We start from the raw sequence: 21,099 nt of genomic DNA, 5'->3' as shown, positions 1-21,099 counted from the left end.
ATGCTTTTTAACGCCGCCGACAAAGCCCTGTGGCGCTTAGCGCTGCCCATGATTTTCTCCAATATCACCGTTCCGCTGCTGGGGCTGGTGGATACCGCCGTTATTGGCCACCTCGACAGCCCGGTTTATCTGGGGGGCGTGGCGGTTGGCGCAACGGCGACCAGCTTCCTCTTTATGCTGCTGTTGTTCCTGCGAATGAGTACCACCGGACTGACGGCGCAGGCGTTTGGCGCAAAAGATCCGCAGCGGCTGGCGCGTGCGCTGGTGCAGCCGCTGGTTCTGGCGCTGGCCGCCGGGGCGGCGATTGTGCTCTTACGGATGCCGTTAATCGACCTGGCGCTGCATATCGTCGGCGGTAGCGAAGCCGTGCTCGAACAGGCCAGACGCTTCCTGGAGCTCCGCTGGCTAAGCGCGCCGGCATCGCTGGCGAATCTGGTCCTGCTGGGCTGGCTGCTGGGCGTGCAGTACGCCAGAGCGCCGGTGATCCTGCTGGTAGTCGGCAACGTCCTCAACATCGTGCTCGATTTATGGCTGGTGATGGGCCTGCATATGAACGTGCAGGGGGCGGCGCTGGCGACGGTCACCGCAGAATACGTCACTTTCTTTATTGGCCTGCTGATGGCGAGACGCGTGCTGGCGCTGCGCGGCGTTTCCCTATCGATGCTGAAAAACGCCTGGCGCGGAGATATACGCCGCCTGCTGGCGCTGAATCGCGACATCATGCTGCGCTCGCTGCTGCTACAGCTCTGCTTCGGGGCGGTGACGGTATTTGGCGCCCGCCTTGGCGCCGATGTCGTCGCGGTCAATGCGGTCCTCATGACGATGCTGACCTTTACCGCCTATGCGCTGGACGGTTTTGCCTACGCCGTTGAGGCGCACTCCGGGCAGGCCTACGGCGCGCGCGACGACAGCCAGCTGCTTGCCGTCTGGCACGCGGCCTGCCGCCAGTCAGGGATGGTGGCGCTGGCGTTTGCGCTGATTTACGGCCTTGCCGGTGAGCAGATTATCGCTTTGCTGACCTCGCTGCCTTCGCTGCAGCAGCTGGCCGACCGCTATCTGGTCTGGCAGATGATACTGCCGGTCATTGGCGTCTGGTGCTACCTGCTGGACGGAATGTTTATCGGCGCGACGCGGGGGGCGGAGATGCGCAACAGCATGGCGGTAGCGGCGGCGGGGTTTGCCCTGACGCTGCTGACGGTACCGACGCTCGGCAACCACGGACTGTGGCTGGCGCTGACGGTCTTTCTCGCTCTGCGCGGCGTTTCTCTGGCGGTTATCTGGCAGCGCCACTGGCAGCGCGGAACCTGGTTTTCGTAATGCATTTGGTGCATATGATGGTTAAAGATTCCGAATAATAAATCTTACTCAGAATACTCATCTATAGTTAAGTCATGTCCGGCACACAGCGGGCTGTTCATTCACCGAACGATAACCGAACGATGAGGAATGCATGATGAATAAAGACGAAATCGGCGGTAACTGGAAACAGTTCAAAGGTAAAGCGAAGGAAAAATGGGGCAAGCTGACCGACGATGACATGACCGTCATTGAAGGCAAACGCGACCAGCTGGTGGGCAGAATTCAGGAACGTTACGGTTACGCCAAAGACCAGGCAGAGAAAGAAGTGACCGACTGGGAAACCAAAAACGACTATCGCTGGTAGCGAAAACGCCGTGTTTTAACCCCTTACTATTGCCTGCTCTAACGATTTATACCCTAAATAATTCGAGTTGCAGGACAAGGCACTCGTGCTTTGAACAGCGCTTGCGCTGGCCCCGGAGGGGCGAGGCCGCAGGCCGAGTAACGCGGCAACGCAGAGAATCCCCAGGAGCTCACTCCAGTAAGTGACTGGGGTGAGCGACAAATCTGTCTGGAACAGATTTGAACGTCGTATCCCGGCGGCCCGAAGGGCGAGGCTCATGGATGAGCCGAGTAACAAAGCCAACGCACATGCAACTTGAAGTATGACGGGTATACACCCTTGATTCCCGCTGCGGCTAACGCCTCAGCGGGCTTTCTTTTTGATCTGGATGGTATGGTCGTGGTGGCAGTGGCCCGGCGTACTGCAGGATTCAACCTCGACGCAGGCGGCGCACAGGCCGTGAGCCTCAATGACGTTGTGGCGCAGGGCGAATCCCATTCTTGCCGCCAGCGTATGCATAATATCTTCGACGCCTTCCGCACACTCTTCTTTGACGCCGCCGCAGCGGTCGCAGATAAACATCGCCGAGCTGTGGGTCGGCTGATCGAAAAGGTGACACAGCACGTAGCTATTGGTGGATTCCACCTTATGCACGAACCCTTGCTCGAGTAAAAACTCCAGCGCCCGGTACACCGTCGGCGGTTTCGCCTGAGGCTCTTTTTCACGAAGGAGATCGAGCAGGTCGTAGGCGCTGATTGCCCCTTGCTGCAGGCTCATCAAACGCAATACTTCAAGGCGCTGCGGGGTCAGGCGCACGCCACGCTGCGCGCACAGCTTTTCAGCATGCGCTAACATTTGTTGCGAAGTGGTCTTATCCATGAGCGTCCTCTGGTTGCGTGAATCTGAAACTGTTACTTTATCACGATACCGGTAAAACGCCGAGACCCGGCGGGCTATACCCGTCACACTTCACGTTACCTGCGCGCTGGCTGCGCCAATTCGTCCCAGCCGCGCTCCTGGGGTCGCTCAACCTTGCCACCTTATGCTATACCTGATGCATCTCATTTTCGGGAGAAAACGATGAAACGACCTGACTGCATTCGACACTGGCGTGAACTGGAAGGCGTGGATGATTCCACCTATCCCGACAGTACTGAGCTTTTCTCCATCGGCGCGCCGCTGGCGCGGGGCCTGCGGCTGAATCGCCTGGGGATCCACCATGAGCGTCTACCGCCCGGACGCCGAACCTCTTATCCGCATGCGGAGAGCGACGAAGAAGAGTTTATCTACGTGCTGGAAGGCTATCCGGAAGTGTGGATTAACGGCTATCTCTGGAAGCTGGAGCCGGGGGATAGCGTCGGCTTTCCTGCCGGAACCGGCATTTGCCACACCTTCCTCAATAACACCGAGCAGGAGGTTCGCCTGTTAGTCGTTGGCGAGGCAAATAAGAAATTTAATCGCATCTACTACCCGCTTAACCCCGGCTATGCCGCCACGCGACAGGATCGCTGGGTTGACCATCCGCCGCAGTTTTTTGGCCCTCACGACGGGAAGCCACGGAAAATATAGCGTTTATTGCGGGATAAAAAAGGTGAGCGCTGACGCTATGCGTCAGTGGTTTATCTTTGTGCTATAGTAGCGCCCCTTTTTACCCGGATGCTTATTTATTCGCCATGATGTCAGATTCAACGCCTACTGCTTTCGCCGCTCACCGTTTTTCCATCGCGCCGATGCTCGACTGGACCGACAGACACTGCCGTTATTTTCTGCGTCAGCTGTCGCGCCACACGCTGCTGTACACCGAAATGGTGACCACCGGTGCGATTATTCACGGCAAGGGCGACTATCTGGCCTACAGCGAAGAAGAGCATCCGGTCGCCCTGCAGCTCGGCGGCAGCGATCCGGCTGCGCTGGCACACTGCGCGAAGCTGGCGCAGGCGCGCGGCTACGATGAAATTAACCTGAACGTTGGCTGCCCGTCCGATCGCGTGCAGAACGGTATGTTCGGCGCCTGCCTGATGGGGAACGCGCAACTGGTGGCAGACTGTATTAAAGCCATGCGCGACGTCGTGTCGATCCCGGTCACGGTGAAAACCCGTATCGGCATTGATGACCAGGACAGCTACGGGTTTCTGTGTGATTTTATCGAAACGGTATCCGGGAAAGGCGAGTGCGAGATGTTTATCATCCATGCGCGCAAAGCGTGGCTTTCGGGGCTGAGCCCCAAAGAAAACCGCGAGATCCCGCCGCTTGACTATCCGCGCGTTTACCAGCTGAAGCGTGATTTTCCGCATCTGACGATGGCGATTAACGGCGGCATTAAGTCGCTGGAAGAAGCAAAACAACATCTTGCGCATATGGACGGCGTAATGGTGGGCCGTGAGGCCTATCAGAATCCAGGCATTCTGGCGTCGGTGGATCGGGAAATTTTCGGCGTGGAAGGCGTCGATGCTGACCCGGTTTCCGTGGTCCGGGCGATGTATCCCTATATCGAACGCGAGCTTAGCAACGGTACTTATCTGGGGCACGTAACGCGCCATATGCTCGGGCTGTTTCAGGGGATCCCCGGCGCGCGCCAGTGGCGTCGCTATCTGAGCGAAAATGCGCATAAAGCCGGGGCGGACATCAACGTGCTGGAACAGGCGCTGAAACTGGTTGCCGACAAGCGTTAGTTTTTCACTAAAACCTGGTCAAATTCACCACGCCCTGCACGTATCGTGCCGGGCGTTTTTGTTATTATTCAATAGATTATATTTGGCACGATTTTTGTAATATCCGGTAAGGTAGATAAAATTTCTTTAGGGGAAAGACGATGCTGGAACTCTTATTCGTTATTGGCTTTTTTGTCATGTTATTGGTCACCGGCATTTCACTGCTGGGTATTATTGCCGCGATTGTGGTCGCGACCGCGCTGATGTTTGTCGGCGGTCTGTTTGCGTTAATGATTAAACTGCTGCCGTGGCTGCTGCTGGCCGTTGTTGTGGTTTGGGTGATTCGGGCGATAAAATCACCAACCGACAACCGTTATCGCGCTAATAACCGCTGGCGCTACTAAGGTATTGAGCGGTATGTCACAACCTGAAGATTTTTGCATAAAACAGCGTAGGCTTTGCTTATTAAATCTGTCACTATTAGCGGGTTAACGAATTCATCGTGCTGTACCCTACATACAGCCGAACAAAAAAAGTAAGGGCTTCCCATGTGGAAGCCCTAAACTTTAGTGCTCCGGCCATTACGGCAAGAGCAAACTTGAACCCTGCGTCGCCCGGCTTTCCAGCACCTCATGTGCGCGTCTGGCGTCGGTTAACGCATATTTTTGGCTCTCCGCGACATCCACTTTTATCACGCCGCTGGCGATCAGCGAAAACAGCTCGTTGCTGGCTTCCGTCAGCTCTTCACGCGTGGTGATATAGCCCTGCAGAGAAGGGCGGGTGACGTACAGCGAACCTTTTTGATTGAGGATCCCGAGATTGACGCCGGTCACCGGGCCGGAGGAGTTGCCGAAGCTCACCATCAGCCCCCGACGCTGCAGGCAGTCAAGGGAGGCTTCCCAGGTATCTTTCCCGACGGAATCATAAACCACGTGGACTTTCTTACCGTCGGTGATCTCTTTCAGGCGCTCGACGATATTCTCTTCGCGATAGTTAATGATCTGCCAGGCGCCGGCCTGTTTGGCGCGTTCAGCTTTTTGCGCGCTGCCGACGGTACCGATCAGCTTCGCGCCCAGCGCTTTGGCCCACTGACAGGCGATGAGCCCGACGCCGCCGGCCGCCGCATGAAATAAGAACGGCTCGCCCGCTTTGATCTCGTAGGTTTTCCGCAGCAGGTAATAGACCGTGAGCCCTTTCAGGAATGAGGCCGCCGCCTGCTCGAAAGAGATCGCGTCCGGCAAAATGGCGGCCTTATCCGCGGGCACGTTGTGGACGGTGCTATAGGCTCCCAGCGCCGATTGCGCGTAGACCACCCGATCGCCGGCTTTGATATGTTTCACGCCGCTGCCGACTTTGCTTACTACGCCAGCGGCTTCGGTACCCAGACCGCTCGGCAATGACGGGGGCGGGTAGAGGCCGCTGCGGATATAGGTATCAATGTAGTTGATGCCGATGGCCTTATTCTCTACCTGAATTTCGTGCTCTGCGGGATCTTTCGGCGTGAACTCCAGCGCTTGCAGAACATCAGGCCCTCCGTGCTGGTGAAATTCAATTCGTGTTGCCATGCTTCCTCCAGAAATGTGGTAATCTTTCGACCCATTCACTATCTCGGTAACTCCATTCACTATGGCAGGAAATAAACCCTTCAACAAACCACAGACTGAACCCCGCGAGCGTGATTATCAGCTCGATGGGTTGAAGGTCCCGCCGCACTCGATTGAAGCGGAACAGTCGGTGTTGGGCGGTTTAATGCTGGATAACGAACGCTGGGACGATGTTGCCGAGCGGGTTGTTTCGGAAGATTTTTATACCCGTCCGCATCGCCATATTTTCACCGAAATGGCGCGCCTGCAGGAATCGGGCAGCCCGATTGACCTGATTACGCTCGCCGAATCGCTGGAGCGTCAGGGGCAGCTGGACAGCGTCGGCGGCTTCGCCTACCTGGCGGAATTATCGAAAAATACGCCAAGTGCGGCGAACATCAGCGCTTATGCCGATATCGTCCGCGAACGTGCGGTGGTACGCGAAATGATCTCCGTGGCGAATGAAATCGCCGAGGCCGGTTTCGATCCCCAGGGCCGCACCAGCGAAGATCTGCTCGACCTCGCCGAATCCCGGGTGTTTAAAATTGCCGAAAGCCGCGCAAATAAAGACGAGGGGCCGAAGAATATCGCCGACGTGCTCGACGCTACCGTGGCGCGTATTGAACAGCTCTTCCAGCAGCCGCATGACGGCGTCACCGGGGTGAATACCGGCTATGACGATCTCAATAAAAAAACCGCCGGTCTTCAGCCGTCGGACCTGATTATTGTCGCCGCGCGTCCGTCAATGGGTAAGACGACTTTTGCGATGAACCTCGTGGAAAACGCGGCGATGCTGCAGGATAAGCCGGTACTCATCTTCAGTCTCGAGATGCCCTCGGAGCAGATTATGATGCGTTCTCTGGCCTCGCTGTCGCGCGTTGACCAGACCCGCATTCGTACCGGCCAGCTGGATGATGAAGACTGGGCGCGCATTTCCGGCACCATGGGAATTCTGCTGGAAAAACGTAACATCTATATTGATGACTCCTCCGGCCTGACGCCAACCGAAGTGCGCTCCCGCGCGCGGCGCATCGCCCGCGAGCACGGCGGCATCGGTCTTATTATGATCGACTACCTGCAGCTGATGCGCGTGCCGTCGCTCTCCGATAACCGTACGCTGGAAATCGCCGAAATTTCCCGCTCGCTCAAGGCGCTGGCGAAGGAGCTACAGGTGCCGGTGGTGGCGCTGTCGCAGCTTAACCGCTCGCTGGAACAGCGCGCGGATAAGCGCCCGGTCAACTCCGACCTGCGTGAGTCCGGCTCCATCGAGCAGGACGCCGACTTAATCATGTTTATCTACCGTGATGAGGTTTATCACGAAAACAGTGATTTAAAAGGCATCGCTGAAATTATTATTGGTAAACAGCGTAACGGCCCTATCGGGACGGTGCGCCTGACGTTTAACGGTCAGTGGTCGCGTTTTGATAATTATGCTGGGCCACAATACGACGACGAATAAATCTCCGTCATCCTTCATGCCGCAGGTGCGTTGACTACGCCTGTTCACCCCGGTCACTTAGTTTACTAAGCTCCCGGGGATTCTCAGGCTTGTCGCCTTCCTGCAACACGAAGGATTTAGGAGATTCTTTTATTAAGGAATTCAAATGCAAGCGGCAACTGTAGTCATTAACCGCCGCGCTCTGCGACACAACCTGCAACGTCTGCGTGAACTGGCGCCCGCCAGCAAACTGGTTGCGGTGGTGAAAGCGAACGCCTACGGACACGGTCTTCTTGAGACCGCGCGAACGCTCCCGGACGCCGATGCTTTTGGCGTCGCCCGTCTTGAAGAAGCCCTGCGCCTGCGCACGGGCGGTATCGCCCAGCCGATCCTGCTGCTGGAGGGATTCTTTGAGGCCGCCGACCTGCCGGTGATCTCCGCCCAGCGCCTGCACACGGCGGTACACAGCCCGGAGCAGCTGGCTGCGCTGGAGGAAGCGGATTTACCCGAGCCGGTAACCGTATGGATGAAGCTGGACACCGGGATGCATCGATTAGGCGTTCTGCCCGAACAGGCCGAAGCCTTTTATCAGCGCCTGAGCCAGTGTAAAAACGTCCGCCAGCCGGTCAATATCGTGAGCCATTTTGCCCGTGCGGATGAGCCTGAGTGCGGCGCGACCGAACGTCAGCTGGATATCTTTACCACCTTCACGGAAGGGAAACCGGGGCTGCGCTCAATCGCCGCATCCGGCGGTATATTGCTATGGCCGCAGTCGCACTTCGACTTGGCGCGTCCGGGGATTATTCTCTACGGCGTATCACCGCTCGACGGTGGATCCACCGGCGCGGATTTTGGCTGCCAGCCGGTGATGTCTCTGACCTCCAGCCTGATCGCGGTCCGCGAGCATAAAGCCGGCGAGCCGGTGGGCTACGGCGGAACCTGGGTCAGCGAGCGTGATACGCGTTTAGGCGTTGTGGCGATGGGCTACGGTGACGGCTATCCGCGCGCCGCGCCGTCCGGCACGCCGGTACTGGTTAACGGCCGGGAAGTGCCGATTGTCGGACGCGTGGCGATGGATATGATTTGCGTCGATCTCGGGCCTGAAGCACAGGACCACGCTGGCGACGCGGTCGTGCTGTGGGGCGAAGGCCTCCCCGTCGAGCGGATTGCCGAAATTACAAAAGTAAGTGCTTACGAACTTATTACGCGCCTGACTTCACGGGTATCCATGAAGTACGTGGATTAATGTCAGCCAGCGCGCTTTCCCCCGGTGGCGGCTGACGCCTTACCGGGGCTACGGGGCCGCTACCGGCTACGGGCCGGTAGCCCGGATAAGGCGGTTTAAGCCGCCATCCGGGATGGGCGTTCACGTTGTTGCGTCAAATCCAGCCCGTTCTGTTTTATCCGCCAACATCCCCTCGACCTTCTTTCACATCCAGTTTATTGTGTTATAACGAGCCCATGTAAACCTGGAGAAACATCGCGTGTTTCAGAAAGTTGACGCCTACGCTGGCGACCCCATTCTCTCCCTGATGGAGCGTTTTAAAGACGATCCGCGTAGTGACAAAGTAAATCTCAGCATCGGTCTTTATTACAACGAAGACGGCATCATTCCGCAGCTGAAGGCGGTTGCCGAAGCGGAAGCACGTCTTAACGCCCAGCCGCACGGCGCCTCAATCTATTTACCGATGGAAGGGCTGAACACCTATCGCCACGCGATTGCGTCGCTGCTGTTCGGGGCCGATCATCCGGTACTGGCGCAGCATCGCGTGGCCTCTATTCAGACGCTGGGCGGCTCCGGAGCGCTGAAAGTCGGCGCAGACTTCCTGAAACGCTACTTCCCAGGCTCGCGCGTATGGGTCAGCGACCCGACGTGGGAAAACCACATCGCTATATTTGAAGGGGCTGGATTCGAAGTAAGTACTTACCCTTGGTTTGATGATAAAACCAATGGCGTGCGTTTCGCGGCTTTCCTTGAAAAACTCAATACGCTACCGGAACGCGATATCGTGCTGCTGCATCCCTGCTGCCATAACCCAACGGGAGCCGATCTTACCAACGCTCAGTGGGATCAAGTGGTTGAGGTGCTGAAAGCGCGTAATTTGATTCCTTTCCTCGACATTGCCTATCAGGGCTTTGGCGCCGGCATGGAAGAGGATGCCTACGCTATCCGCGCCATAGCGAACGCCGGGATGCCCATGCTGGTCAGCAACTCGTTCTCGAAAATCTTCTCCCTGTACGGTGAGCGCGTTGGCGGGCTGTCGATCGTCTGTGAAGATACTGAAACCGCGGGGCGCGTACTGGGGCAATTAAAAGCGACCGTACGTCGCAACTACTCCAGCCCGCCGAACTTTGGCGCGCAGGTGGTTGCGGCGGTGTTGGGCGACAGCGCGCTGAAAGCCTCATGGCTGGCGGAAGTGGAAGGGATGCGCACCCGTATTCTGGCCATGCGTCAGGAGCTGGTTGATGTGCTGAAAGAGACGGTTCCGGGCGGTGATTTTGACTATCTGCTCAAGCAGCGCGGCATGTTTAGCTATACCGGTTTCAGCGCGGCCCAGGTTGACCGCCTGCGCGATGAGTTTGGCGTCTATCTGATTGCCAGCGGCCGCATGTGCGTCGCGGGGCTGAATGCAGGAAACGTGCGCCGCGTAGCGCAGGCGTTTGCTGCGGTAATATAAGTTCTTCCTGACCTTTTGCCCGCGCCAAATCATGACGCGGGCAATTCGCTTCCCGAAGTGTGATCATTCTCTTTTTATATGACATCAGAGCAGAAAAACCTTCCTATCCGCCTTCGCGGGGGGTAAGGTCTGGGTGCATTAATAAGCGTACACATTATTGAAAATTATAACGATTCGATTATTTAGGGAAAAATATGCGCAAGATCACCCTGGCCTTTGGGGCCGTCTGCTTACTGTTCACGCTAAATAGCTCCGTCGTTGCTCGCGCCTCCACACCGCAGCCGCTGTGGACGGGCACCAATATGGCGAAACTCGCCGAACAGGCGCCGATCCATTGGGTTTCCGTCGCCCAGATTGAAAATAGCCTGCTGGGACGCCAGCCGATGGCCGTCGGTTTTGATATTGATGATACCGTCCTGTTCTCCAGCCCGGGCTTCTGGCGCGGGCAGAAAACCTATTCCCCCGGCAGCGATGATTACCTGAAAAATCCGGAGTTCTGGGAAAAAATGAACAACGGCTGGGATGAATTCAGCATGCCGAAAGAGGTGGCGCGCCAGCTGATTGCGATGCACGTAAAGCGCGGCGATAGCATCTATTTCGTTACCGGCCGTAGCCAGACCAAAACCGAAACGGTATCAAAAACCCTGCAGGATGATTTTCTCATCCCGGCGGCGAATATGAACCCGGTTATTTTTGCCGGCGATAAACCTGGCCAGAACACCAAAACGCAGTGGCTGCAGGAGAAAGGGATCAAAGTTTTCTACGGCGATTCGGATAACGATATCTCCGCTGCCCGCGAGGTGGGTGCTCGTGGGATCCGTATCTTGCGGGCCTCAAACTCTTCCTATAAGCCGCTGCCGATGGCGGGCGCTCAGGGTGAAGAGGTCATTGTGAATTCAGAATATTAAGCTGCCCGCCGGCTTAATCATCAATCGCTAAAACGGCAGCCGGCACGCTGCCGTTTTTTTGTGCAAAATAGCGTGCCAAAGGTTTTACCTTTTCGCTTATTGCTGCACACTTAGGAAGGTTCATTAGTAAAAGGAGTGGTTTATGTGGCATCAGCAAACCCTGACGTTAGGCCCGAAAGTACGGGGCTTCCATCTGGTCACTGATGAAATTCTCGGGCAAATCCGCGAAATATCGCGGGTGAAAACTGGCCTGCTGCATTTGCTGCTCCAGCATACATCTGCTTCCCTGACGCTAAACGAAAACTGCGATCCGACCGTTCGCTTCGATATGGAGCAGCATTTTCTGCACGCCGTACCGGAGAACGCACCGTATGAACACGATTATGAAGGTCCTGATGACATGCCCTCGCACATTAAGTCGTCGATGCTGGGCGTATCGCTGATGCTGCCCGTACGGGATGGCAGCGTCAGGCTGGGGACCTGGCAGGGGATCTGGCTCGGGGAGCATCGTATTCATGGCGGATCGCGCCATATCATCGCGACGCTGATGGGGGAATAAAAATGACAATTTCGGATTTATTGCAGTACTGCATGGCAAAGCCGGGCGCCGAACAAAGCGTACATAGCGACTGGAAAGCGACGCAGATCAAAGCGGCGGACGTCCTGTTTGCGATGGTAAAAGAGGTTGAGGACAACCGGCCAGCGGTATCGTTAAAGACCAGCCCTGAGCTTGCGGAACTGTTGAGGCAGCAGCATCGCGATGTTCGCCCCAGCAAACATCTCAATAAAGCCCACTGGAGTACGGTGTTTCTTGACGGCTCCCTGCCTGATTCGCAAATTTATTATCTGGTGGATGCTTCCTACCAGCAGGCGCTTGATTCGCTTTCCGAGGCTAAGCGTAAGCTGTTGCCATAGCGCTAAATTCTGCCCAGCAGCGCCAGCAGGGTCACATCAAACAGACGAAGCAGCGTGGACTGCAGATGCGCCTGCATGGCGATCTGTTCGTTGTTGGCGCGAATGCTGGCAATATCGCGCTGCCCTTGCAGGAGCAGAATGAGGTCGTCCTGACTTAACCAGCCGCGAGCTTTCTCCTGTAACGCCTGAAGCGTGAGCATCCCGGCGTCGCGAATGTCGCTGTCTTCATCATTTACAATCGCGTGCATAAGCTGCAACCACTCTGCCGTATTCACGCCGGCGCCGGCCAGCTGGGCGCTTAACTCTTCTATGGTGGACATGCTTATCTCCCTGAACGCTGTTGTTCGCCGTTGATGGCCTGCTGGTAAAGTTTTTCCGTCTGTTGCGCCAGAATTCCGGCCTCGAAAGGCGTCAGCGCTCTCTCCTGGGGGACGACGCGCCGGTACAGCCGCTGATAATTTTTCTCCAGCACGTGAAGATTACTCTGCCGTAGCGCATCGCTATCGCTTAACGCCAGGCTGAATAGCGGGCGAATCTGGCGATCCTCGTAACTGAGCAAGCGTTGGTCGAGTGGCGCTGCCGCCGCGTCGCTGATGAACTGCAGATGAAGCTGTTCCAGCATCAGCAGCTGCTGATGAGCCGTGCTGCTGTAGCCGTCTATCCAGCTGCAGGCGGTCAGCGCGAATAACGCCGCGACGAGCGTAAATCGATAAAGTCCGTGCTTTAAGTACATGATGCATCCTGCAATTTATGGCGGTGGTGCTATCTGATGACAGATGCCGTCCGGCCGCAAATCACAAAATATCAGCGGGAGAAAATGAGAGGAAATGAGGCCTCTTCCCGGGACGGGAAGAGGCAGATGAGATTACTTCAGCATGGGCTTGAGGAAGCGAGCCGTATAGGAGGCCTCGCACTCGGCGACCGTTTCCGGCGTACCGGAAACGAGAATCTCTCCGCCGCCGCTTCCGCCTTCCGGCCCAAGGTCAACGATCCAGTCAGCCGTCTTGATGACATCCAGGTTGTGCTCAATCACCACGATGGTATTCCCCTGGTCGCGCAGCTGGTGCAGAACCTCCAGCAGCTGCTGAATATCGGCAAAGTGCAGACCGGTGGTCGGTTCATCAAGGATATACAGCGTTTGCCCGGTACCGCGTTTGGACAGCTCGCGCGCCAGCTTGACGCGCTGGGCCTCGCCGCCGGAAAGCGTGGTAGCCGACTGACCAAGGCGAATATAGGTCAGACCGACGTCCATCAGCGTTTGCAGCTTACGCGCCAGCGCCGGAACCGCATCGAAGAACTCACGCGCTTCTTCAATGGTCATATCCAGCACTTCATGAATCGTTTTGCCTTTGTACTTAATCTCCAGCGTTTCGCGGTTATAGCGTTTGCCTTTGCACTGGTCGCACGGTACGTAGATATCCGGCAGGAAGTGCATCTCGACTTTGATCACGCCATCACCCTGGCAGGCTTCACAGCGGCCGCCGCGTACGTTAAAACTGAAGCGACCGGGCGTGTAGCCACGCGAACGTGATTCAGGTACGCCGGCAAACAGTTCACGGACCGGCGTAAAGACGCCGGTGTAGGTTGCGGGGTTAGAACGCGGCGTACGGCCGATGGGGCTCTGGTCGATATCGATCACTTTGTCGAAATGTTCCAGCCCCTGCACGTCGCGGTAAGGTGCCGGTTCCGCGATGGTGGCGCCGTTGAGCTGACGCTGGGCAATCGGGAACAGCGTGTCGTTGATCAGCGTGGATTTACCCGACCCGGAAACGCCGGTGATACAGGTGAAGAGGCCCACCGGCAGCGTCAGCGTCACGTCTTTCAGGTTGTTGCCGCGCGCGCCGGACAGCTTCAGCACTTTCTCCGGATTGGCGGGTACGCGCTGTTTCGGTACTTCGATTTTACGCTTGCCGCTCATGAACTGGCCGGTCAGCGATTCCGGCACCGCCATAATATCTTCCAGCTTGCCTTCAGCCACGACCTGACCGCCGTGTACCCCAGCCCCCGGGCCGATATCGATAACGTGGTCGGCGGCGCGAATGGCGTCTTCATCGTGCTCAACGACAATCACGGTGTTGCCGAGGTTTCGCAGGTGGATCAGCGTGCCCAGCAGGCGTTCGTTATCGCGCTGGTGCAGGCCGATAGAGGGCTCATCCAGTACGTACATGACGCCGACCAGGCCTGCGCCGATCTGGCTGGCGAGGCGGATACGCTGCGCTTCGCCGCCGGAGAGGGTTTCCGCCGAACGGGAGAGCGTCAGGTAGTTCAGACCGACGTTGACGAGGAATTTCAGGCGATCGCCAATCTCTTTCAGTACTTTTTCAGCAATTTGCGCACGCTGGCCGGAGAGCTTCAGGTTGTTGAAGAAGTCCATCGCGTGGCCGATGCTCATATCCGAGATGGTCGGCAGCGGGGTATTCTCCACAAACACGTGCCGCGCTTCGCGCTTCAGGCGGGTCCCTTCACAGCTGGTGCAGGGACGGTTGCTGATGAATTTCGCTAACTCTTCACGTACTGCGCTGGATTCCGTCTCTTTATAACGGCGCTCCATATTGTGCAGCACGCCTTCGAACGGATGGCGGCGCACCGAGGTATCGCCGCGATCGTTCATATATTTGAATTCAATATTCTCTTTGCCTGAGCCGTACAGAACCACTTTTTGTACGCTGCTATTCAGCGTGCCCCAGGGCGCTTCCACATCGAATTCATAATGTTCCGCCAGCGACTTCAGCATCTGGAAGTAGTAAAAATTGCGCCGATCCCAGCCGCGAATCGCCCCGCCAGCCAGCGACAGCTCTGGGTTCTGAATGACGCGTTCCGGATCGAAATACTGCTGGACGCCGAGACCATCGCAGGTCGGGCAAGCGCCAGCCGGGTTGTTGAAGGAGAACAGGCGCGGTTCCAGTTCGCGCATGCTGTAGCCGCAAATCGGGCAGGCGAAGTTGGCGGAAAACAGCAGCTCTTCGGCTTTCGGATCGTCCATATTGGCGACGATGGCGGTGCCGCCCGACAGCTCCAGCGCGGTTTCAAAAGACTCGGCCAGGCGCGTGCTGAGATCGTCGCGCACCTTAAAGCGGTCAATCACCACTTCAATGGTGTGTTTCTTCTGCAGCTCCAGCTTCGGCGGATCGGAGAGATCGCAGACCTCGCCGTCGATCCTCGCGCGGATGTAGCCCTGCCCGGCGAGGTTTTCCAGCGTTTTGTTATGCTCGCCTTTGCGCTCTTTAATGATCGGCGCCAGCAGCATCAGGCGCTGGCCTTCTGGCTGGGAGAGCACGTTATCGACCATCTGGCTCACGGTTTGCGCCGCCAGCGGGACGTCGTGATCCGGGCAGCGCGGCTCGCCGACGCGCGCGTACAGCAGACGCAGGTAGTCGTGAATTTCGGTAATGGTGCCTACCGTTGAACGGGGGTTGTGGGACGTTGATTTCTGTTCAATGGAAATCGCCGGCGACAGCCCTTCAATATGGTCGACGTCGGGCTTCTCCATCAGCGACAGGAACTGCCGCGCGTAGGCGGAGAGCGACTCAACGTAGCGACGCTGCCCTTCGGCATACAACGTGTCGAAAGCCAGTGAGGATTTGCCTGAACCCGAAAGCCCGGTGACGACAATGAGTTTGTCGCGCGGGATGACGAGGTTGATATTTTTGAGATTGTGGGTGCGGGCGCCCCGAACTTCGATCTTATCCATTCACCTTTCCCGGTAGATACGCGGATTGCCTGGTTTGTTAGAAGGACAAACGGCAGAAACGGCTAATTATGACACAATTTAACCTGTTTGAATATACAGTATTGGAATGCATTTTCCGGTGGGATGTGTAAAAATGTCGCACCGCGAGAGTTATCTGGAACCTACTTCCCAGCTATCAACATAGTACCTGGAAATGGTACACTCGCGCGTTTACACTATTAAGAAACGCATTCAGGAGACACAAACATGGCCAGCAGAGGCGTAAACAAGGTGATTCTCGTCGGTAATCTGGGCCAGGACCCGGAAGTACGCTACATGCCGAGTGGTGGCGCAGTTGCCAACATTACGCTGGCTACTTCCGAATCCTGGCGTGATAAAGCGACCGGTGAGATGAAAGAGCAGACCGAATGGCACCGCGTTGTGCTGTTCGGCAAACTGGCGGAAGTGGCCGGCGAGTATCTGCGTAAAGGTTCTCAGGTCTATATTGAAGGCCAGCTGCGTACCCGTAAATGGACTGACCAATCCGGTCAGGAAAAATACACCACCGAGGTTGTCGTTAACGTTGGCGGCACGATGCAAATGCTCGGCGGTCGTCAGCAGGGCGCGGGCGCCCCGGCAGGCGGTGGTCAGCAGCAGGGCGGTTGGGGCCAGCCTCAGCAGCCGCAGGGCGGAAACCAGTTCAGCGGCGGCGCGCAGTCTCGTCCGCAGCAGCAGGCGCCAGCTGCCCCTTCCAATGAGCCGCCGATGGACTTTGATGACGATATTCCGTTCTAACGAAGCGTTAGCGTCGTAAAGTCATCTCTGAAAAAGCCCCTGTTCGGGGCTTTTTCTATTTTGTCACCCAGGCCATCTGCGCTATTTCACTGCGTGGCAGGTGCGGCAGGTGCGGCAGGTGCGGCAGGTGCGGCAGGTGCGGCAGGCGTGGCAGGTGTGGCAGGTGCGGCAGGCATCCCCACTGTCGGCACGACCTGATTTTTGGAGGCCGTCGTCGCCTGCTGTTTACGCGCTATTTCATCCACGATCAGCCGGTAAGCGATGTAATACTTATAGATATTGCTGACATAGCTTACGGTCTCGGAGCCGATCTTCTCGGCGGCCAGATACTCCACGTTGCCAAACCAGACGTTCGGATCAAAACCGCGCTTTTTGGTATCCGCCCGCAGCCGGGCGATGCGCGCGGGGCCCGCGTTATAAGAAGCGAATGAGAACAGCGCCTTATCAAGCTGGGTCATCGGTTCATCGCCATAGTAGCGGTCTATCATCCAGCGCATATATTTCACCCCGGCATGAATGTTGGGGTCGAGCTGCTTAATATCGCCGACCTTCAGCTCCTTGCCGGTGCTCGGCATTACCTGCATAACGCCAATTGCGCCGACGTGGCTACGCACCGACTGATTTAGCCGCGACTCCTGATAGCCCTGCGCGGCCATCAGCAGCCAGTCAACATCGTAGCGATCGCCATATTTGCGGAAGATCTCCACCATGGTCAGAAATTTACGCCGCTCTTTTTGCGCCGCCGCGTTTTTAACGTACCTGGCATCCTTCAGGTAGCGCAGCAGAATCGTATTACCCAGCTTGCTGCCCTGACGATTCTTGTTGATGAATTCATTAAGCAAGGCCAGCAGCTGCGGGCTATTGTTGCGTACCGCCCAGCCGATATTGCCTTCCTTGCGCAGAATGATGTTCTGATGAACCTGAATGTTGGGGAAAACCTGTTTCCAGAACAGAGCCTTGTGGCGGTCGACGACGGTCAATGGAATCAGGCCCGCGTTAAGCATCTCTATCAGATCTTCATCCTCCAGCGCTTCGGGCGCCGGTTCGATGGTGATGGGGGGCAGCGATTGCTGGGCAAAGCGCGCGTTGAGCGCGACCAGGCTCTCGTAATAGCTCGATGAGGTACGCACAAAGACCGTTTTACCGGAAAGCTGCTGCAGATTTTCCACTTTGGGCGAGCCGGGGCCGGAAAGAAGCAGCTCCTGAACGTGAGAGTAGATTGGCGCGGTAAAGGTCATCTCCTGCTGGCGAGCGGGGGTAATCGTCAGGTTGGCGGCGATAATATCCCCCTTACCAGCGTTAAGCGCGCTGATGAGCTGGTCGCGGGCAACCGGAACAAAGATGATACGGACCTTAAGATGACGATGTTTGAGCTTTTTCTCCTTCGTCAGGCTTTGATTGAGGCTTCGCTCAAACTCCATAAAAATATCGTGAGTGGCGCCGCGCTGCGTCCCTTTGTTAATAAAGAAAAAGGTTTTGCTGAAGGTGGTTAATACGCGAATGGTTCGCCGGTCGAGCATACCCGGTAAATCTCCCTTCCATGGCTGCAGCATATCGTCAACGTTGACTTCCAGGGCCTCGCGCTCCTCGGGCTCTGACAGTTTATTCTCTGTGGCGGCGTAAACGGATGTGAAGCATAGCAGGGCGGCAAGGCATGCAAGTCCGCCGACAAGGTATCGATAGAACGACGACGTATTCATGGCGCGGTGCTCCGCAGGAGGATTTCCTTATTTTAGTCAATTTCTGGCCGTTAGCATGCCCGGCGATCGAGAATGTCGGTCGGTTAATCAGCTATTTTATTAATTAACAGGCTCAGTATTTATAGTGAAATAATAAAGAAATAAATATCGGTAATTATGGAGAGAATATGCTCAGATTGTGTTTTTTTAGTGTGGATATATTTTGATTATTTAAAGTGCAAATAAGGAGTAAACGTAAGTAATTATTTCATCTTTTTGTTTTTATTGAATTATTTAAAATTATTGCTGTGATGCATAATTATCCACTTGATAATAAATCTCATTTCTAATAACGTTGTGTGGCACAATACTCCTATTACTGCTGTTCGGCGAATGCTATCAAAGAATAGCGCGGTGCGTTTATTTCTTCATTTTTGCCAGAGTAATAAATCTATTTTGGTCGCTCATTATTTATTGCTATCCCTATTTAAACGGGAGGGCCTGACTACGCCAAAAAAAGAGATGTTACGCCAGGCATGGAAGACATGGCCGGTGTTTATCTGGCGGATGAAGAAGGCGTGCCCCGACGGCTAAAAAGAAAAACAGGGCATATTCCATGAAATACGATTCACACTACTCGCTGGCCGTGCTGATCCCGATGGCCATCTGGGGAGGGATGCTGCCGGCGCAGGCCGCTGACAGCAACACGCCAGACGATACGAAGAAATCAGAAACGGCTACGGCAAATGATGACGAAACCATGGTGGTCACCGCGGCGGCGCAGACGCTGCAAGCGCCCGGCGTATCGACCATCACCGCTGAGGAGATCCGTAAACATCCGCCCGCGCGCGATGTCTCTGAGCTGATTCGTACCCAGCCCGGCGTCAACCTCACCGGCAACTCCACCAGCGGCCAGCGCGGTAATAACCGTCAGGTCGATATTCGCGGCATGGGGCCGGAGAACACCCTGATTCTGGTGGATGGTAAACCGGTGACCAGCCGTAATTCCGTGCGCTATGGCTGGCGCGGCGATCGAGATACGCGAGGTGATACCAGCTGGGTACCGGCGGAAATGATCGACCATATCGACGTGATTCGCGGCCCTGCGGCGGCCCGCTACGGTAATGGCGCGATGGGCGGGGTGGTAAATATCGTCACCAAACCGGCCACCAGCGAATGGCATGGATCATGGAATACCTATATGAACGTACCTCAGCACCGTAAAGAGGGCGCGACGAAGCGGACAAACTTCAGCCTCAATGGCCCGCTATCGGATGAGGTCAGCTTTAATTTATGGGGAAATCTGAGCAAAACGCAGGCCGATGCCCAGGATATTAATTCCGGTCACGAAGCGGCGCGAACCGGTAGCTATGCGGGATCGTATCCGGCTGGACGCGAAGGCGTAGTGAATAAAGATATCCACGGTAAGCTGCGCTGGGAATTTGCGCCGATGCAGGCGCTGGAGTTTGAAACCGGCTACAGCCGCCAGGGCAACCTGTATGCAGGCGATACCCAGAATACCAATACCAGCACGCTGGTGAAAAGTATGTACGGTAAAGAGACCAACCGCCTCTATCGTCAGACTTATGGCGTCACGTGGACCGGCGGCTGGGATAACGGCGTGACCAGCAATACTTACGCGCAGTATGAGCACACCCGTAACTCGCGTATGAACGAGGGTCTGGCGGGGGGAACGGAGGGGATCTTCTCCAGCAGCGAATTCTCCGATATCGACCTGTCGGATGTGCTGCTGCACAGCGAGGTGAATATTCCGTTTACCCTGGGATTCGAGCAGAATCTGACGCTGGGTACCGAGTGGAACCAGCAGCGGATGAAAGATGGCGTATCGACCACCCAGTCGCTCTCTTATGGCTCCATTGACGGTATCTCGGCAACCGGGCGTAGCCCCTATTCCAGCGCCGAGATTTTCTCGCTGTTTACCGAAGATAATATCGCGCTGACCGAGAGCACTATGCTGACGCCGGCTCTGCGCTTCGACCATCACAGCATCGTTGGCAATAACTGGAGCCCATCGCTGAACCTCTCGCAGGGGCTGTCGGATGACTGGACGCTGAAGCTGGGCATCGCCCGCGCCTATAAAGCGCCAAACCTTTATCAGCTCAACCCGAACTATATTCTCTACAGCAACGGCCAGGGCTGCTATGCCAGCAGCTCAGCCTGTTACCTGATGGGGAACAGCGATCTGAAGGCGGAAACCAGCGTTAATAAAGAGATTGGCCTTGAGTATAAGCACAACGGCTATCAGGCGGGGCTGACCTGGTTCCGTAACGACTATCATAACAAGATTGAATCGGGCTACTCGGCGGTGGGAACGGCCAGCAACGGCACGACCAATATTTATCAATGGGAAAACGTACCGAAGGCGCTGGTTGAAGGGCTGGAAGGCTCATTAAACCTGCCGGTAAGCGAAACGGTCAACTGGAGCAACAACCTGACGTGGATGCTGCAGAGTAAGAACAAGACCACCGGCGATCGCCTGTCGGTGATCCCGCAGTTCACCCTTAATTCGACCGTCAGCTGGCAGGTACGCGACGATCTTTCGCTACAGAGTACTTTCACCTGGTATGGTCGGCAAAAACCTAAGCGCTTCAACTATAAGGGCGAGGCGGTATCCGGCAGCGAGCTGAATGAAGTGAGCCCGTACAGCATCGTCGGGCTCAGCGCGACCTGGGATGTGAATAAAAACCTGAGCCTGACCAGCGGCGTGGATAACCTGTTCGATATTCGCCACTACCGCGCCGGTAACGCGCAGACCACGGGGAATTCGACGACCGGCGCCTATCTGTATGGCGCGGGCGCGGAGACCTATAATGAATCGGGTCGGACGTTTTATGTCAGCGTGAATACGCACTTCTGATTATCTACTCAAACACCCGCCGGGATAGTGAACTATTCCGGCTTTTTATTTTTTATGTCGGGGAAAAAGGCCGGAGATATAAATGATGACAAAATCTCCACGGCTTCTACACAATTAACTCAACTTAGCAGCTTACACTGTTTCCTGTTGATCGGGTCTGCTTGATCCCGGAAACGATTAACGGTGGCATCCTGCCATTTCCATTCTAACGTTGTGTTCCTCTTCCCCCTTCCATTCCCAACCGCAGCAATGCGGAGGAGGG

At 56.1% G+C, this 21,099-nt stretch carries 20 protein-coding genes; 13 read left to right on the top strand and 7 right to left on the bottom strand.

Going from position 1 to position 21,099, the window contains the following annotated elements:
• A complete protein-coding gene (dinF, locus tag ABLV30_RS21060) occupies positions 1 to 1,317 on the top strand; it encodes an MATE family efflux transporter DinF (RefSeq protein WP_265800777.1) in 1,317 nt (438 codons plus the stop codon).
• Between the two features lie 136 nt (positions 1,318 to 1,453).
• Complete coding sequence (locus ABLV30_RS21055) at positions 1,454 to 1,663, top strand: CsbD family protein (protein WP_004137568.1); 210 nt, start codon at positions 1,454 to 1,456, stop codon at positions 1,661 to 1,663.
• A 342-nt stretch (positions 1,664 to 2,005) separates the two neighbouring features.
• Here ABLV30_RS21055 and zur read toward each other — a convergent pair whose 3' ends face one another.
• Complete coding sequence (gene zur / locus ABLV30_RS21050; RefSeq protein ID WP_004097781.1) at positions 2,006 to 2,521, bottom strand: zinc uptake transcriptional repressor Zur; 516 nt, start codon at positions 2,519 to 2,521, stop codon at positions 2,006 to 2,008.
• A 201-nt stretch (positions 2,522 to 2,722) separates the two neighbouring features.
• Between zur and ABLV30_RS21045 the strand changes: the two genes are divergently transcribed.
• The 3 genes from ABLV30_RS21045 to pspG all read left to right on the top strand — a co-directional run bounded on the left by ABLV30_RS21045 (position 2,723) and on the right by pspG (position 4,697).
• Positions 2,723 to 3,211, top strand: a complete 489-nt coding sequence (locus tag ABLV30_RS21045; protein WP_014227541.1) for a cupin domain-containing protein — start codon at positions 2,723 to 2,725, stop codon at positions 3,209 to 3,211.
• A gap of 104 nt (positions 3,212 to 3,315) precedes the next feature.
• Positions 3,316 to 4,314, top strand: a complete 999-nt coding sequence (gene dusA / locus ABLV30_RS21040) for a tRNA dihydrouridine(20/20a) synthase DusA (protein ID WP_086074011.1) — start codon at positions 3,316 to 3,318, stop codon at positions 4,312 to 4,314.
• A 140-nt stretch (positions 4,315 to 4,454) separates the two neighbouring features.
• Positions 4,455 to 4,697: an envelope stress response protein PspG gene (pspG, locus tag ABLV30_RS21035; protein ID WP_014227543.1), complete on the top strand. Its 243-nt coding sequence runs from the start codon at positions 4,455 to 4,457 to the stop codon at positions 4,695 to 4,697.
• A 177-nt stretch (positions 4,698 to 4,874) separates the two neighbouring features.
• Here the strand turns inward: pspG and ABLV30_RS21030 are convergent, their stop codons facing one another.
• The gene (locus ABLV30_RS21030) at positions 4,875 to 5,858 is read right to left on the bottom strand and encodes a quinone oxidoreductase (RefSeq protein WP_014227544.1); all 984 of its coding nucleotides are present in this window, start codon (positions 5,856 to 5,858) and stop codon (positions 4,875 to 4,877) included.
• A gap of 61 nt (positions 5,859 to 5,919) precedes the next feature.
• Here ABLV30_RS21030 and dnaB point away from each other — a divergent pair, with 61 nt between their 5' ends.
• From dnaB to aphA, 4 genes are all read left to right on the top strand, one after another.
• Positions 5,920 to 7,335 (top strand): replicative DNA helicase, encoded by a 1,416-nt coding sequence (gene dnaB, locus ABLV30_RS21025; RefSeq protein WP_004097788.1) that lies wholly within the window; start codon positions 5,920 to 5,922, stop codon positions 7,333 to 7,335.
• 145 nt (positions 7,336 to 7,480) lie between these two features.
• Positions 7,481 to 8,560: an alanine racemase gene (alr, locus tag ABLV30_RS21020; protein ID WP_265800781.1), complete on the top strand. Its 1,080-nt coding sequence runs from the start codon at positions 7,481 to 7,483 to the stop codon at positions 8,558 to 8,560.
• A 238-nt stretch (positions 8,561 to 8,798) separates the two neighbouring features.
• Positions 8,799 to 9,992 carry an aromatic amino acid transaminase gene (gene tyrB / locus ABLV30_RS21015; RefSeq protein ID WP_014837136.1) on the top strand — a complete coding sequence of 398 codons (1,194 nt, stop codon included), beginning with the start codon at positions 8,799 to 8,801 and terminating at the stop codon, positions 9,990 to 9,992.
• Between the two features lie 194 nt (positions 9,993 to 10,186).
• Entirely contained in the window at positions 10,187 to 10,900 is a 714-nt protein-coding gene (aphA, locus tag ABLV30_RS21010) for an acid phosphatase AphA (RefSeq protein ID WP_004097791.1), read from the top strand.
• A gap of 13 nt (positions 10,901 to 10,913) precedes the next feature.
• Here the strand turns inward: aphA and ABLV30_RS21005 are convergent, their stop codons facing one another.
• A complete protein-coding gene (locus tag ABLV30_RS21005; RefSeq protein ID WP_157214916.1) occupies positions 10,914 to 11,051 on the bottom strand; it encodes a hypothetical protein in 138 nt (45 codons plus the stop codon).
• Here ABLV30_RS21005 and ABLV30_RS21000 point away from each other — a divergent pair.
• Both ABLV30_RS21000 and ABLV30_RS20995 read left to right on the top strand, forming a co-directional pair.
• Complete coding sequence (locus ABLV30_RS21000; protein WP_048262067.1) at positions 11,043 to 11,459, top strand: secondary thiamine-phosphate synthase enzyme YjbQ; 417 nt, start codon at positions 11,043 to 11,045, stop codon at positions 11,457 to 11,459. The genes ABLV30_RS21005 and ABLV30_RS21000 overlap by 9 nt on opposite strands.
• A 2-nt stretch (positions 11,460 to 11,461) precedes the next feature.
• Positions 11,462 to 11,815 (top strand): MmcQ/YjbR family DNA-binding protein, encoded by a 354-nt coding sequence (locus ABLV30_RS20995; RefSeq protein ID WP_004097793.1) that lies wholly within the window; start codon positions 11,462 to 11,464, stop codon positions 11,813 to 11,815.
• 2 nt (positions 11,816 to 11,817) lie between these two features.
• Here the strand turns inward: ABLV30_RS20995 and ABLV30_RS20990 are convergent, their stop codons facing one another.
• From ABLV30_RS20990 to uvrA, 3 genes are all read right to left on the bottom strand, one after another.
• A complete protein-coding gene (locus tag ABLV30_RS20990) occupies positions 11,818 to 12,135 on the bottom strand; it encodes a hypothetical protein (RefSeq protein WP_004097794.1) in 318 nt (105 codons plus the stop codon).
• A 2-nt stretch (positions 12,136 to 12,137) separates the two neighbouring features.
• Positions 12,138 to 12,548: a hypothetical protein gene (locus tag ABLV30_RS20985; RefSeq protein WP_014837137.1), complete on the bottom strand. Its 411-nt coding sequence runs from the start codon at positions 12,546 to 12,548 to the stop codon at positions 12,138 to 12,140.
• Positions 12,549 to 12,680: 132 nt separating this feature from the next.
• Positions 12,681 to 15,506 carry an excinuclease ABC subunit UvrA gene (uvrA, locus tag ABLV30_RS20980; protein ID WP_004097797.1) on the bottom strand — a complete coding sequence of 942 codons (2,826 nt, stop codon included), beginning with the start codon at positions 15,504 to 15,506 and terminating at the stop codon, positions 12,681 to 12,683.
• Between the two features lie 246 nt (positions 15,507 to 15,752).
• Between uvrA and ssb1 the strand changes: the two genes are divergently transcribed.
• A complete protein-coding gene (gene ssb1 / locus ABLV30_RS20975) occupies positions 15,753 to 16,280 on the top strand; it encodes a single-stranded DNA-binding protein SSB1 (RefSeq protein ID WP_004097799.1) in 528 nt (175 codons plus the stop codon).
• 86 nt (positions 16,281 to 16,366) lie between these two features.
• On the opposite strand, the gene ABLV30_RS20970 is transcribed toward ssb1, so the two are convergent.
• On the bottom strand, positions 16,367 to 17,980 hold the full coding sequence (locus tag ABLV30_RS20970) for a lytic transglycosylase F (protein ID WP_202019343.1): 1,614 nt from the start codon (positions 17,978 to 17,980) through the stop codon (positions 16,367 to 16,369).
• Positions 17,981 to 18,575: 595 nt separating this feature from the next.
• On the opposite strand from ABLV30_RS20970, the gene ABLV30_RS20965 reads away from it, so the two are divergent.
• Complete coding sequence (locus ABLV30_RS20965; RefSeq protein WP_265800785.1) at positions 18,576 to 20,837, top strand: TonB-dependent siderophore receptor; 2,262 nt, start codon at positions 18,576 to 18,578, stop codon at positions 20,835 to 20,837.
• The last annotated feature ends 262 nt before the right edge of the window (positions 20,838 to 21,099 follow it).

Source organism: Klebsiella sp. CN_Kp113, assembly GCF_040064585.1.
Classification (GTDB): Bacteria; Pseudomonadota; Gammaproteobacteria; order Enterobacterales; family Enterobacteriaceae; genus Klebsiella; species Klebsiella michiganensis.
This window is presented reverse-complemented; position numbering and strand designations above follow the sequence as displayed.